The sequence below is a fragment of the Candidatus Soleaferrea massiliensis AP7 genome (assembly GCF_000820765.1).
Taxonomy (GTDB): domain Bacteria; phylum Bacillota; class Clostridia; order Oscillospirales; family Ruminococcaceae; genus Soleaferrea; species Soleaferrea massiliensis.
On sequence record NZ_CCYH01000034.1, the window covers coordinates 1 to 13,771 of the forward strand.

Sequence of the window (13,771 nt, forward strand, 5' to 3'; positions counted from 1 at the left end):
ACATTGGTATACCAGAATTTTAAGAAGAAGAACCAGAAGCTCAGGTCGAGCAGGCCGAGGCCCACGACCACAAAGCCCATGACCGCGCCGGCTGAGAACGCGACGCGCAGTCCCTTGTTGAGGCTGTGCTGCGCGGCGTTGGCGGTTCTCGCATTGGATGCGGTCGCCACCTTCATACCGATAAAGCCGGACAGCGCGGAGAAGAATCCGCCGGTCAGGAATGCGAACGGCACAAACATCGTGACCAGTCCGCAGAAGCCGAGAACGAGCAGCAGGACAAACATCGCCGCAAAGAAGATCGCGACGCCTTTATACTGCCGTTTCAGATACGCATTTGCACCCTTTCTGACTGCCAGGGAGATCTTTTTCATCATATCCGTTCCTTCATCGGCTTTGAGCACCTTGCGGATCAGATAGACTGCAAAGAGGAGTGCAACGACCGACCCCACCGGGGCCAGATAGATTAGATTGTCCATAAAAAGACCCTCCATAATTAATTTTTTGCATGAATCCCTCCCGTTTGGAACGGATTCATTCCCGTATCACACTGAGTCCTCCTGTGTATAGGAAATCCATCATGGATACAAATTGACCGTGTATATTTTATCACAAACCGATTCGATATACAATCATTAATTCAGAAATTTGCAAAAAATTTTGTATGAAATGTCTACATAAATTCCAGTATATTGCAGTCAGAGGTGGATATATAAATAGATTCATTTGATTGTGTAAACTTTCACAATCTCTTTCTGGTTACATATTCAAAGCTCGCGCGTTCGGTGATGAAGTCGAACCGTTTGCGCGTCCCGACATAGAAGCTCACCCGCGCGCGGCAGCAAAGCCCTTCCCGGATGGTCCTGCTCATCGCGCCGAACTGCGGCGCGCGCAGCTCCTGCGGCGTCTGTTTGAGGACTTCGGCCATCAGTCGGTAGGATCCCTGCTTGACAAACAGCCCGTCCGAATCCCAGTAAAGCACCCGCGCGCCCCGGTAGGTTGCCAGCCGGTATTCCCGGTCCTGGTAATAGACCGAACAGATGCAGCCCAGGAAGCTGCCGCGTCCAACCGGCACATCGGCGACCGACGCCATCACGCAGTTGTCGCGGCCCAGAAACCCGCCGCACTGCATCCACAGGTATTCCTTCGGGAAGGATGTTCCCCAGTCCTTTTCGATGTAGCCGCTGCCGCCGGACAGCTCATAGGTGCGGCCGTTCAATGTGATCCTGCCGCGCAGCGGATGGTACAGGCTGAGGATTTCATGGTTGCACTGCATGGATTTCAGTGCAAACGGCCCCATCATCGGGGTTTTGGGCGGAACGAACGCGCCGTAATGGACGGTACCCGTACACCGTACTTCCGGCGTATCGATATCCAGCTTGACGCCCCGTTCGGAAAAGACACTCTTTCCGATGCACACGGCAAACCGGCTGGGATGCGCTTTAAATTGGGTGTACGCGAACGGCAGGTAGTAGGACTTCTGGTCAGTGATGATCTGAATGAAGGCTTCCTTTTTCCCATCCGGGCCAACCTGCATGCCCGGGATGAAGGCCAGGACATCCGTTCCCTTCTGGTGCTTCAGATACCAGCCCTCAAAGAAGCTGGAGGTTCTGCCGTTTCCGTGGAAGTTTTTCAAGATGAGATTCCCTCCCCCGCCGGATTGTTCAGCAGCATGCCGTTGCAGTCGAAGAGGGAACCGTGGCAGGGACACTCCCAGGTCTTCTCCTCGGCATTGAAGGAGAGCTCGCAGCCCATATGCGGACAATTCGCGGAAACGGTGTGCAGGTTTCCGTCTTCATCCTTATATACGCCGACCTTTTCGCCGTCCAGATCGACGACCTTTCCTTCCCCGTTTTTAAGCTCCTCGGCCCGCTCCTTGGGAAAGTGGAATACCCGCTTGGAGAACGAGGACACCAGAGCGGCGGCGTCATCCATAATGGTCTGGGCACTGGCGGCGAGATGGAACCGCTGTGGGCTGAACACCTCGGCGTTCGGGTTTTTCCGGCCAGCGATCAGGTCGTTCAGGATCATCGCGGCGGTCATCGAACCGGTCATTCCCCATTTGTTGAAGCCGGTCGCGACAAAGAGCGAGGGGGTTGACTCGGAATAACAGCCGATATACGGGATGCCGTCCAGCGTCATGCAGTCCTGCGCGGACCACCGGTACCGTTCAGCCGCCGATGGATAGAATTCCCGCGCGGCCTTTTCGAGCTTCCAGTAGCTGTCCCCTTTTCCCTTGCCGCAGCGGTGCCCGCCGCCGCCCAGAAGCAGCAGGTTTTTGTAGTTGCGGAAGGAGTATCCCTGTTCGTCCATATCGATGAACATGCCGTCGAGCTGAGCCGCGCCCTCCAGCGCCAGCACATAGGAGCGCTGCTGGTACATCCGCATAAAGTAGTAGCCCGGCGTGTTGAGGATCGGAAAATGGGTGGCCACCACCACCTTCTTCGCCTGCACCGTGTATTTTCCGGCGCGGACCATCTGTTCACTTACCTGGGTCACCGGCGTGTTTTCGTAGATGGTCAGGTCCTTGGCAATCTCTTTGACAAACTTGAGCGGCTGGAACTGCGCCTGACCACTGAACTTCACCGCCCCCACCGTGGAAAACGGCAGCGGCAGCTCGTTTGCAAACGATGCCTTCAGTCCCAGCTTCTGCGCCGCTTCAACCTCTTCCTCCAGCGAGGCCACCTTGTCTGTCGAATAGACGTAGGACGGCAGTTCTTCAAAACCGCAGTCGATTTCCTTTTGGAGTACCAGCTGCCGGTACTTTTTAATCGCTTTTTCGTTCGCGTCCGCGTACTGCTTCGCCTGCTCAAAGCCGACCTCATCGGTCAGCCGGCGGTAGATCAGCCCATGCTGCGACGTGATTTTGGCGGTTGTATCCGCCGTCACGCCGCCTGCTGTCCGTCCAGCTTCGAGAATCACGACATCCGCACCCTGCTCCTTCAGCAGATACGCGGTCAGGATGCCCGCCATGCCTGCGCCGACGACGGCCACATCCGCTTTGATGTTGTCCTGAAGCGCGGGTCTTTGATCGATCGTGCACTCTGCACGCCATACTGATTCCATACAAACACCTCTCTAATATCAAAGGAACCATCCGTCCTTATCCAAAAAACAGATGGTTCCTTTATTCCTCACATCGGCCCCGCTTTTTGGTGCCCTTTTTTCGCTTTTCCCTTGATTTCCGGAACCGGCGGCAGATCGTTTTTCGGGATATGGGTCTTGTGGTTGCTTTCGGTTCCGTGCGGCTCCTTCGGGTCCGGCCGCCTCATGCCTGCCTTTGCCATCGATGTATCCTCCCGTCACATGATATGCGCTTGATTGTGGTCCTCCATGATGTCATAGCCAAGCTTACAGATTTTACGCGCGATCTGTCCCTGCTGTACGCCGGTGCTGTCGTAATCGACCGCAATGCGCGACTGGTCGGCGTTGACGCTTACAGAAAGCACGCCCTTCAGCTCATCCAGCCCATTTTTGAGCGCTTTGACATCGTGCTTGTCATGTGCATCCCGCACAATAAAATAGGCGCTTTGTTTTGCCATACTTGTCTCACCTCTGCTGTTAGTATGAGCGGTTTTCGTGCACATATTCTGCGATGATTTTGTTTTTAAAAAGGAGTTTTATCTTCCTGTTCGGCCAATTTGACGAATCGGATGTATACCATATAAATGAACTCTATATTATCCAACTTTAATAACCGCTGTTATATTTTTTACATCACTTTAATTTTAGACAAACGTATTCAATGCCTCTCTCAAGATTTATTTATATAAAATACCGCCTTTGCATGGTGCAAAAGCGGTATTTTTAACAATAGAATATTTAAAGTAAGACTTGTTTTCATTGCTCATCATTCTTATAAAAACAAATGCTATGCGTTCTGCCTCCTGCGCAGGGCAATCAGTGTTCCTCCCAATACAGCTGTCAACATTAAAACCGCAGCTATTGGGGCCGCATCCCCTGTCGCGGGATTACCTTTTCCATAGCTTACATCAGATTCAGAAGCACTTTCTACCGGTCTGCTGTTATTTGAACCGCTTGAACTAGAGCTTTCTTCCGAAGGTTCCTTTACCTGGATGGTGATTACCTTCTCTGGAACATAGACATCATTCAATTCTTCTTCGTAATCTGCCGGATAGCCCTGATTTACCACTGCATTTTTATAGGCAACCTTTAATTTTACCGTTCCCGGCTTTAAGAAGGTCAGCTTTTCCTTTGACTGCAATGTCATCGAATAATCCTGCTCGGACTGCCTGACACAGTCTTTTCCCTCCAGTACTTCTACAGATGCCTGATAAACAATTTGATAGTACTTACCATCCTTCTTGCTGTCTTCCGCCAAACTTTCTACAGAACCATATGCGCAGGCAGTATTCTGCAGAGCGGTCACCAGATCAATTGTGCTTCCCACCGCGGCCTCTGCCGGTGCATTGGTTGTGATGTCGGGCATCTCAATCGTGACTCGGAACGGCTGTCCCACTTTTTGGAAAACATCAAATTGATCCTGCATTTCACAACTCATCAGAAATTCTCCGGGTTTTTTGGCGGTCTTTCCCCAGCTATAGGAATGCAGAGAATCCCTTTCAAAGCTTGCCAGATCAAACATTCCGCTTCCCCAGCCTGGGTTGAAGAACAGGCTTCTGTCATCAACCGATACTCTCAAATTTGAACCATAACTGACATTGTGGAACATCACCTTTTTATCAATGGTATCGCCAATCCGGATTCTTTCGATCGGATCGGCCGTAACCTCAGATGGGCGTTCCACTGCTTTTAATGTGATCTCCTTTGTGTGAATCGGTCCTTCCCCATTGCGGTAAGAAACCTCTGCTTTAGCGATACCGGCCCGTTTTAGACACAGACCTAAGTATTGCACACCTCCTTCGAAAGGTGTTTCGGTCAGGATCTCGGCAACATCTGCGCCCTCCAAAACAGTTACGTCGGTGACAACGCTCAGAGAGTAGCCTGTAAGCGGTCCAAATGCAATGGCATCCCCTACCCATAAATTCTGGTACTCCTCCTGAGGCGGCAGGGTTACAAACTCGGTGTCGGATGCAGCATCCTGCGCAAGAGCCGGCAGGGATGACAGCGAGGCGCCCAGCATCATACAAAGCGCCAGCAGAACGGACAGTGTCTTTTTCATCATCATGTCTCCTTTTTTGATATATGGTTCAACTTATTTACATTGTAAACCAATCGGTATATAATGTCAAGATTATTTCCGTTTTTGTAAAATTAGACTTTTCATCTCAGTAATAAACAAATAAAACGGCAGAGGCATCCAATACAAAGGATGCCCCTGCCGTTTTATAATAAATGTGTTGAAGCGTTTACTCAAGATTGAGGTGTTTTTTCAGCATGATATGCGTGATCACATAGTACGCCGCACAGCACACCAGATTGTAGAGGATCAGTCCCCACATGATCAGGTGCAGGGCCGCTTCCCCGCTGATGTGGAACATAAAGTAATCCGGATTGATCAGTCCCAGGATCATCATACCAATCATAAAGATGGTCGACATCACCGTGTTGAGTACCAGATATGCGCCGAAGGATGCCAAAACGCGGTGCTTGTTCATCAGCTGGCCCAGCGCAATGGACGCATAGATCATCAGGACGCTGGAGAGGATGGTGGTAAGCACCATCAGGATAAACTCGACCAGCGCGGCCGCAACATTGATGCCCAGCTGAAGGTCCACATTGCGGAAGAACTGCACGATGGCGGCAGCCAGATCCGAGAACATGCCCGGCGAGTACGCCAGAATCAGAACCGAAACGACGGTGACGGCGATGCTGCACAGCATCCAGACGGTCGCGTTGATCAGCTTGCTGAAGATCAGCGAGGGCGTTTTGACCGGCAGCGTGAACATCAGGTAGCCTTCATCGCTCAGCAGATTCTTGTAGAACCGCTGGATCATGACAATGACGGTCAGGACAAAAACCGCAATGATCAGGAAGCCATACAGCATCGCGCTGATGCTCTGTGGGATGCCGATCGCTCCGTTTAAAAAATTCGAGTTGATCGAGAACAGGAGCTTGTTGATCAGCGACATCACAATGAGCGCCGCATAGAGCGGCAGAAAGGACCGCGCAGTCGCTTTGAATTCATACTTTAACAGTTTTCCTAACATCTGAATACCTCCCTGAACAGTGTATCCACCGATTTGCCCTCCTTCTCCCGGATCTGATCGACCGAAGAGGTCAGGACAATGTTGCCGGCATTGATAAAGATCACATCGTCGAGCACCTGCTCGATGTCGGAGATCAGGTGGGTCGAGATGATCACCGAAGCTTCGCGGTTGTAGTTGGTGATGATGGTATTCAGGATGTAATCCCGCGCCGCCGGGTCGACGCCGGCAATCGGCTCATCCAGCAGATAGAGCTGCGCCTCGCGGCTCATGACCAGGATCAGCTGTACCTTTTCCTTGGTGCCCTTCGACATGGTTTTCAGCCGGTCCTGCGGGTTGATGTTCAGCCGGCGCAGCATGTCATAGGCCTTCTTCGCATCAAAATCCGAGTAAAAGTCGCTGAAAAAGCTGATCAGGTTGCTCACGCGCATCCAGTCGTTCAGATAGGTGCGCTCCGGCAGGTACGAAACCACCTTTTTGCTCTCGATGCCCGGCGCCTGGCCGTTTACCAGAACCGTACCGGCATTCGGGGTCAAAAGCCCGTTGACAAGCTTGATCAGGGTGCTCTTGCCGCTGCCGTTCGGACCCAGAAGCCCGATGATCCGGCCGCGTTCAATGTCCAGATTGACATTGTTGAGCGCCAGCCTGCCGCTGAAACCTTTTGTGAGGTTTCTACATTGTAAAATCTGATTCATTCTACGCCATCTCCTTCAATGTATTCTCCATCAGTGTCAGTGTATCCTTCTTGTTGTAGCCCAGCTTCTCCATCTTTTCGAAAAATTCCAGAATCTGTTCCTTTGCCAGACTGTCCTTGATTTCATTGATCATCTTCTCATCCTCCGTGATAAACCGGCCGCTGGTCCGCTGGGAGAACACCAGTCCATCCCGTTCCAGTTCGGAGAGCGCCCGCTGCATGGTGTTTGGGTTGACCGAAGCTTCAAATGCCAGATCCCGCACCGACGGGATCTTTTCGCCGGGCGCATAGATACCCGATATGATACGAAGCTTGATCTGGTCGACCAGCTGGGTGTAGATTGGCCGGTCGGTTTTCAGTTCCCAGGTCATTTGATCATCTCCTGTATTATTGTACTAGTGGCTTGATACAATAATACAATAGTACAATTGATTTGTCAAGGGGGTTCAGAAAATATTTTTCAAAAAGATTGTTTTTCTCTTGACAATCTTTTTGAATCATACTATAATCACATTCAAGAATAATATCAATTTTGATACTATTCGATTTGATCCGGATCGAGGTGAATATTATTGACCGGAAACATGATGCAAACCATCCTGAATCCCGTGCGGATGCGCATCGTCCAGCAGCTTCTGCTGCATGAGACCGCGACGGCGGCCGAGCTGTCGCAGGCCCTGCCGGATGTGCCCAAGGCAAGCCTGTACCGGCACATCAAAAAGCTGACCGACTGCGGCGTTCTGGAAGTTTTCAGCACACAGCGGGTGCGCGGCACTCTGCAGCGGACCTACAGGATGACCCGACAGATCGCCGGCATGGCGAACGGCCGGGAGATCACCGACACCATCTATTCCTTTCTGATTATGCTGGCAGGGGATTTTGAGCGGTACCACCAGAAGCATGCCGATCCCGACGACTATGCAAGGGATATGCTGTTTGCCAGCCAGGCGACGCTGATGATGAGCGATCAGGAATTCGAGGGGCTTATGGAAAAGATCGGCGCGCTGATCAACCAGGCGCTCACCAATGAGTACCGTGAAGATCGCAAGCCGCGCCGGCTTTCAATGATCTGTTCCCCTTACTTTGCAGACCACGATGATTCGGACGTTAGTCCGCCATAAGAAGCCCGCACACAGTCATCCGGCGGACAGCCGTTGTGCGAAGCTGACATCCTGTCTACCTGATATTCGGATAACAGATGTCCTGCTGGGTTCCCGACATCTGACACTCGGATGACAGGTATCCCGTTAAACAATCAACATTCGACTGCTGGATAACGGATGCCCTGCTGCATTCTTGACATCTGATTTCTGAGAAACAGATGTCTTGCCGGATTCTTAACAGCGGACATTCGGATGACGGGTATTTTTCCGAATCCTTATTTCTATCCTATCTTTTGATACATATGGAGGGATCAACATTATGCTGACAATCTCGAATTTCACAAAAATCTATAAAGGCGGCAAGAAGGCTGTGGACAATCTGAGCCTGACGGTCGAGGATGGAGACATCTTCGGCTTCATCGGACACAACGGCGCCGGCAAAACCACCACGATCAAAGCGGTGGTCGGCGTGATGGATTTTGACAAGGGCGACATCGCCATCAACGGCCTGTCGGTCCGCAAGGACCCGATGGGCTGCAAGAGGATGACCGCCTACATTCCGGACAATCCGGATCTTTACGAGCACCTGACCGGCATCCAGTACCTGAACTTCATCGGCGACGTGTTCAGCGTCGGCAAGGAAGAGCGCGAGCAGCGCATCCGGCAGTATGCGGACGCGTTTGAGATCACAAGGAATCTAGGCGACACCATCAATTCCTATTCCCACGGCATGAAGCAGAAGCTCGCCATCATCTCGGCACTGATCCATGCGCCGAAGCTGCTGGTTCTGGACGAACCGTTCGTCGGGCTTGACCCGAAAGCAGCACACACACTCAAAGGCATCATGCATGAGCTGTGCCAGCAGGGCGTTAGCATCTTCTTCTCCACGCATGTGCTGGATGTTGCGGAAAAGCTCTGCAACAAGATCGCGATCATCAAAGACGGCAGACTGATCAGCTGCGGCCGCACCGAAGAGGTCAAGGGCGACAACAGCCTGGAAGATGTGTTTATGGAGTTGATAGATCATGACTAATATCATCAATATATGTAAGATTCACTTTTTAAATGTCTCCGGCATCAACCGGATCCGTTATTCCAAGGACCCCAAGGAGAAGAACAAATCGATCCTGTTCCTCGTGATGATGGTTTTCTGCGGCGTGGTCATCTGCGGCGTTTCATTTATGTACAGCTATATGATGGCAAGCGGCTTCGAACAGATCGGCAGGGTCGAACTGCTGCCTGGCATCATGATGGCCGCCACCTGCCTGGTCACGCTGTTCACCACCATCTACAAATCCAGCGGCATCCTGTTCGGCTTCAGGGATTTTGACCTGCTGATGAGCCTGCCGATCAAGACCGGCACCATCGTTGCCAGCCGCGTGCTGATACTCTATGGCATGAACATCGCCTTTACGCTGCTGCTGATGGTCCCGGCCGGCGCGGTCTACGTGATGAAGGCATCCCCTGCCGCCATGTTCTATCCGGCCTACCTGATCCTGATCCTGCTGCTTCCGCTGATTCCGATCATTTTGGCTACGGTTGTCGGCACGCTGGTCAGCATCATCGCATCCCGTTTTAAAGGAAAGAATATGGCCAGCATTGTTCTGATGATACTCTTTCTCGCCGCTGTCATCGTGGTATCGTACAACATGGGCAATTTCATGCCGAACTTTGCGGATATCGGCCAGTCCATCATGGATGTGGTGGTTCGCATCTATCCCATGGTGTCGCTGTTCATCGAGGCGATCGCCGGCTATAACTGGATCAGCTTCCTGCTGTTCATCCTGATCAGTGCGGCGCCGTTTGCGATATATGTGCTGGTGATTTCGAAGATCTTCAAAAAGGTCAACACGGCGCTGACCACCAACAAATCAAACGCAAACTACCGGCTGACGGAGCTGAAAACCTCCTCCGCCCCGCGCGCGCTGTTCGGCAAGGAGATGCGGCGGTTCATTGCATCCCCGCTGTATGTCCTGAACACGCTTGCGGGCATCATCCTGCTGGTCATCGCGGCGGTTGCGCTGCAGTTTATGGATGTGGAAACGCTGGCCCAGCTGACCGAGATGCCGCAGCTCAGCTCGATCATTTCGGTGGCTGCGCCGCTGTTCGTCTCGTTCACCGTTTCGATTACCGCCACCACCACCTGCAGCATTTCGCTTGAGGGCAAGCAGCTCTGGATTTTAAAATCGATCCCGGTCGACACGCGAAGCATCTTTAAAAGCAAGATGGCGGTCAACCTCAGCATCTTCCTGCCAGCCGTGCTGGTTGGATGCACCCTGATCGCCTTCGGCCTGAAGCTCGATCCTGTGTCTATTGTCTTCCTGTATCTGATCCCGATCGCCTTTACCCTGTTTACAACCATTCTGGGTCTGCTTTGTAACCTGTCCTATCCGAATTTTAACTGGACCAACGAAGCGGCGGTCATCAAGCAGGGACAGAGCGTCGTGGTCACCATGCTCGTCGGCATCTTCAGTGTGATACTGACCGGCGTGATCCTGCTTGCGGTCCCGCTCAATAAAGTGCTGTTGATGACGCTTGTCACGCTTCTGCTTGCGGGGGCCATTGTACTGCTTTACCGGCGGCTGATGACCAAAGGCGTTCAGCAGTTTGAAAGCTTTGACTGATAAAATCTTTTGATCATAAGTTTTGGAAATCTTAAAAATATTCAGAAACAAAAAAGACAGCCTGCAGAATCATGTATGACGAAACCGCCTTACTCCATCTTTCAATGGGGTAAGGCGGTGTTTTTATCATATCTGAAAACATCGGTAACAGAAATGGGAACCCATCCAGCGGCTTTACCCAGGATTAATCTGGTTCTTAAAAAGCTCACATTCTATTGACAGACCTACAAATATTGAATATGATGAGACCATATCGAACATACGTGGGCGGGGATTATCATGTTTCAAATTGAATTGATTTGGAATCAAAATAATAAAAGTACTGCTTTTTTCATACCTCCTCAAGAATACGAAACTGGGCTGGATAATCATTTGTCCGTAATTGCAGATATCTGCGATGTGTTTGAAGAATCCGGCTGTATCCAGTTTCATGTCAGCGGTTTCGGAGAAGCATTGTGGCGTTTGGACTGCCGCTTCGACCTTTGCTCCGTGTTTGATCAAATCGTAGAAGCCGTAAACAGCTTAGAAAACGGGCAGAGCAGCTTCACCATCGATTTCTTTGAACAGGGAACGGAACGCACATTGAACTTTCGGGAAAATGATAAAAACGATGAAATCTTGCTCACCATGTCCGAACTGCTTGCAGGTGAATGCAATTCTGAAACAGAAAGGATAGCGAAGCATGAGCTGCTTGAAATGTTCAGAGAATTTATTCGTAGCTTTCTTAAATTTTCCAGTAACTTATGTCCCAGCCTTATTGCGCATGAGCTGTTTATACAGTGGTTCCATCAATACATAGATTTTCAAGACACCTCCACCATGATATAGAATTGACAGGATTCATACTTGCTCCATGACGCCGGTGCACACCATCCTGCTGCATGGAGAAACCCTTTCATACCGTTCTTTTATATATGGATTTTTCGGCGAATATAATCCATCTGCCAATGCTCATCTATTGCAAAAAGCATCTGCGGCTCTTCATCTATCCTTATCATGATATACCGGCCTCCATTCTAAAGCCCGCTTAAAAACTTATCAATTCAATCAGTTCATGCCTTTTTTTATATACCTTATAAACTTTACTTCGGCATGTTCTTTCATCATATTTCTGCCGTTTATCCTCACGATGGATTCTTTCAGCCGTGGCAGGGCATACTCTTCATGTCATAAACCTGTTCTAATCTGGAGCAAAACTGTCAAATTCCAACGTATTTTGACCGATAGAATCATGCAAAAGGTAAAATCCACAGAATCGGTAGTATTTAGTAGATTTTTTCACAATCATGTGCTAAAATAAGGACAGAAACCCAAAGGACACGCCGTCTTCGGCGGCGCATAAATAGAAGCTGGAGAGTTGCTTATGCTTAGTTTAAAAAATATCTCCATCAGCGTGGAGGAAGACAAATCCATATTAAAGAACATCGATCTTGAGATCGGCGACGGCAAATTCGTCGTCATCACCGGCCCGAACGGCGGCGGCAAATCGACGCTGGCCAAGGTCATTGCGGGCATCCTGACCCCGTCCGAAGGCCGTATTTATCTGGATGGGCAGGACATCACCGAAAAAAGCATCACCGAGCGCGCAAAGCTCGGGATTAGCTTTGCGTTCCAGCAGCCGGTCCGTTTCAAGGGCATCACCGTGCGCGACCTTTTGACCCTCGCTTCCGGCGAACCGCTCGACGAGATGCAGCTGTGCTCCTACCTGTTCGATGTGGGGCTGTGCGCGAAGGATTACATCGACCGCGAGGTCAACGCCAGCCTTTCCGGCGGCGAGATCAAGCGCATTGAGATCGCGATGGCGCTGGCCCGCAAGACCAAGCTGACGCTGTTTGACGAACCGGAAGCGGGCATCGATCTGTGGAGCTTCAACAACCTGATCGATGTTTTTAAAAAGCTGCGGCATGAGATTCAAGGCTCGCTGGTCATCATCTCGCATCAGGAGCGCATCCTGGACATCGCCGATGAGATCATCGTGCTTTCGGATGGCAGCATCACCGCGCAGGGCGGCAAGGACGACGTTCTGCCGAAGCTGCTCGGCGACGGGGAACGCTGCCAGTTCTGTCCCAAACAGGAGGTACTGTCATGAATAAAATCACCGAAAAACTTTTACAGATGATCTCCGATGTGAACGGTGAGATCACCGGCGCGTTTAACATCCGTGAGGATTCACAGTGCGCCGGCAGGCAGTCGACCGACACCATTGAGATCACCACAAAGCTGGATAAATCGGGCATCGATATCACCGTGAAGCCCGGCACCAAAGGGGAAACGGTTTACATTCCGGCATGCATCACCCACAGCAATGTGGACGATCTGGTGTACAACGACTTCTTCATCGGCGAGGATGCCGACGTGACCATCGTGGCGGGCTGCGGCGTACACACCGAAGGCGAGGAAAGCTCGCAGCACAACGGCATCCATCGATTCTTCATCCATAAGAATGCGAAGGTCGTCTATCTCGAAAAACACATCGGCGTCGGCGAAGGCACCGGCAAGCGGATCATCAATCCGCAGACCTATGTGGAGATGGACGAGAACAGCTACATGATGATGGACACCGTCCAGATCAAGGGCGTGGATTCCACCAAGCGTGTTTCCAAGGCCATCCTGAAGGAGGGCGCCAAGCTGGTTATCAAGGAAAAGATCATGACTCATGGCGACCAGTATGCCGAAACCAACTTTGAGGTTGATCTGAACGGCGCGGATTCCGGCGCGGATCTGGTCTCGCGTTCGGTCGCGAAGGACCGTTCGCATCAGGTGTTCCGCTCCCGCATCAGCGGCAACAACCGCTGCACCGGGCATTCGGAATGTGACGCGATCATCATGGACGACGGCGTTGTCAGCGCGATTCCGGAGCTGACCGCCAACCATGTGGACGCTTCGCTGATCCATGAGGCGGCTATCGGCAAAATCGCGGGCGAACAGCTCACCAAGCTGATGACGCTGGGGCTTACCGAATCCGAAGCGGAAAGCAAGATCATTGATGGATTCTTAAAATAATAACACAGACAAAGGCCATCCGTTCTTCAAAACGGATGGCCTTTGTTTTGTTAATCATTAGAGTATACGCGCAATCTTTGTTTATCAATATATATCTTTGGCTGGGTGGTTTTTGTATCGCTGTGACGCAGCGGCTTCACGTTGTTTGCCAAGTGTCACTTGGCTATGTGGTCGTTACTTCTTTGCCGGCCAAAGAAGTAACCAAGAAAGGCCGTTCAAGGG

The 13,771-nt window shown here is 51.2% G+C and carries 15 protein-coding genes; 6 read left to right on the forward strand and 9 right to left on the reverse strand.

Annotation, left to right across the window (positions count from 1 at the left end):
* From BN348_RS08395 to BN348_RS08430, 9 genes are all read right to left on the reverse strand, one after another.
* The coding region (locus BN348_RS08395) for a sodium/proton-translocating pyrophosphatase (protein WP_040197435.1) at positions 1–476 on the reverse strand (476 nt) is incomplete at its 3' end.
* Positions 477–739: 263 nt separating this feature from the next.
* Complete coding sequence (locus tag BN348_RS08400) at positions 740–1,633, reverse strand: tocopherol cyclase family protein (protein WP_052446833.1); 894 nt, start codon at positions 1,631–1,633, stop codon at positions 740–742.
* Positions 1,630–3,063, reverse strand: a complete 1,434-nt coding sequence (locus BN348_RS08405) for an FAD-dependent oxidoreductase (RefSeq protein WP_040197436.1) — start codon at positions 3,061–3,063, stop codon at positions 1,630–1,632. Before BN348_RS08405 ends, BN348_RS08400 begins: the two co-directional genes overlap by 4 nt.
* A gap of 68 nt (positions 3,064–3,131) precedes the next feature.
* Positions 3,132–3,284, reverse strand: a complete 153-nt coding sequence (locus BN348_RS14065; protein ID WP_197068316.1) for a hypothetical protein — start codon at positions 3,282–3,284, stop codon at positions 3,132–3,134.
* A gap of 15 nt (positions 3,285–3,299) precedes the next feature.
* Positions 3,300–3,539, reverse strand: a complete 240-nt coding sequence (locus BN348_RS08410; RefSeq protein WP_040197437.1) for a heavy-metal-associated domain-containing protein — start codon at positions 3,537–3,539, stop codon at positions 3,300–3,302.
* Positions 3,540–3,868: 329 nt separating this feature from the next.
* The gene (locus tag BN348_RS08415) at positions 3,869–5,140 is read right to left on the reverse strand and encodes a hypothetical protein (protein WP_156136467.1); all 1,272 of its coding nucleotides are present in this window, start codon (positions 5,138–5,140) and stop codon (positions 3,869–3,871) included.
* Between the two features lie 187 nt (positions 5,141–5,327).
* A complete protein-coding gene (locus BN348_RS08420; RefSeq protein ID WP_040197439.1) occupies positions 5,328–6,128 on the reverse strand; it encodes a hypothetical protein in 801 nt (266 codons plus the stop codon).
* Positions 6,122–6,820, reverse strand: coding sequence for an ABC transporter ATP-binding protein (locus BN348_RS08425; protein ID WP_040197440.1), 699 nt, complete (start codon positions 6,818–6,820; stop codon positions 6,122–6,124). The genes BN348_RS08420 and BN348_RS08425 overlap by 7 nt, the downstream gene beginning before the upstream one ends.
* Position 6,821: 1 nt before the next feature.
* Positions 6,822–7,190, reverse strand: coding sequence for a GntR family transcriptional regulator (locus tag BN348_RS08430; protein WP_040197441.1), 369 nt, complete (start codon positions 7,188–7,190; stop codon positions 6,822–6,824).
* Positions 7,191–7,391: 201 nt separating this feature from the next.
* On the opposite strand from BN348_RS08430, the gene BN348_RS13220 reads away from it, so the two are divergent.
* The 6 genes from BN348_RS13220 to BN348_RS08460 all read left to right on the forward strand — a co-directional run bounded on the left by BN348_RS13220 (position 7,392) and on the right by BN348_RS08460 (position 13,549).
* Complete coding sequence (locus BN348_RS13220) at positions 7,392–7,940, forward strand: helix-turn-helix domain-containing protein (RefSeq protein ID WP_052446834.1); 549 nt, start codon at positions 7,392–7,394, stop codon at positions 7,938–7,940.
* A gap of 301 nt (positions 7,941–8,241) precedes the next feature.
* Positions 8,242–8,955 (forward strand): ABC transporter ATP-binding protein, encoded by a 714-nt coding sequence (locus BN348_RS08440; RefSeq protein ID WP_040197442.1) that lies wholly within the window; start codon positions 8,242–8,244, stop codon positions 8,953–8,955.
* On the forward strand, positions 8,948–10,546 hold the full coding sequence (locus BN348_RS08445; RefSeq protein ID WP_040197443.1) for a putative ABC transporter permease subunit: 1,599 nt from the start codon (positions 8,948–8,950) through the stop codon (positions 10,544–10,546). The genes BN348_RS08440 and BN348_RS08445 overlap by 8 nt, the downstream gene beginning before the upstream one ends.
* A gap of 279 nt (positions 10,547–10,825) precedes the next feature.
* Complete coding sequence (locus BN348_RS08450) at positions 10,826–11,374, forward strand: hypothetical protein (RefSeq protein ID WP_040197444.1); 549 nt, start codon at positions 10,826–10,828, stop codon at positions 11,372–11,374.
* A gap of 535 nt (positions 11,375–11,909) precedes the next feature.
* Positions 11,910–12,635: an ABC transporter ATP-binding protein gene (locus BN348_RS08455; protein WP_040197445.1), complete on the forward strand. Its 726-nt coding sequence runs from the start codon at positions 11,910–11,912 to the stop codon at positions 12,633–12,635.
* Positions 12,632–13,549, forward strand: coding sequence for a SufB/SufD family protein (locus BN348_RS08460; RefSeq protein WP_040197446.1), 918 nt, complete (start codon positions 12,632–12,634; stop codon positions 13,547–13,549). The genes BN348_RS08455 and BN348_RS08460 overlap by 4 nt, the downstream gene beginning before the upstream one ends.
* Positions 13,550–13,771 lie beyond the last annotated feature (222 nt).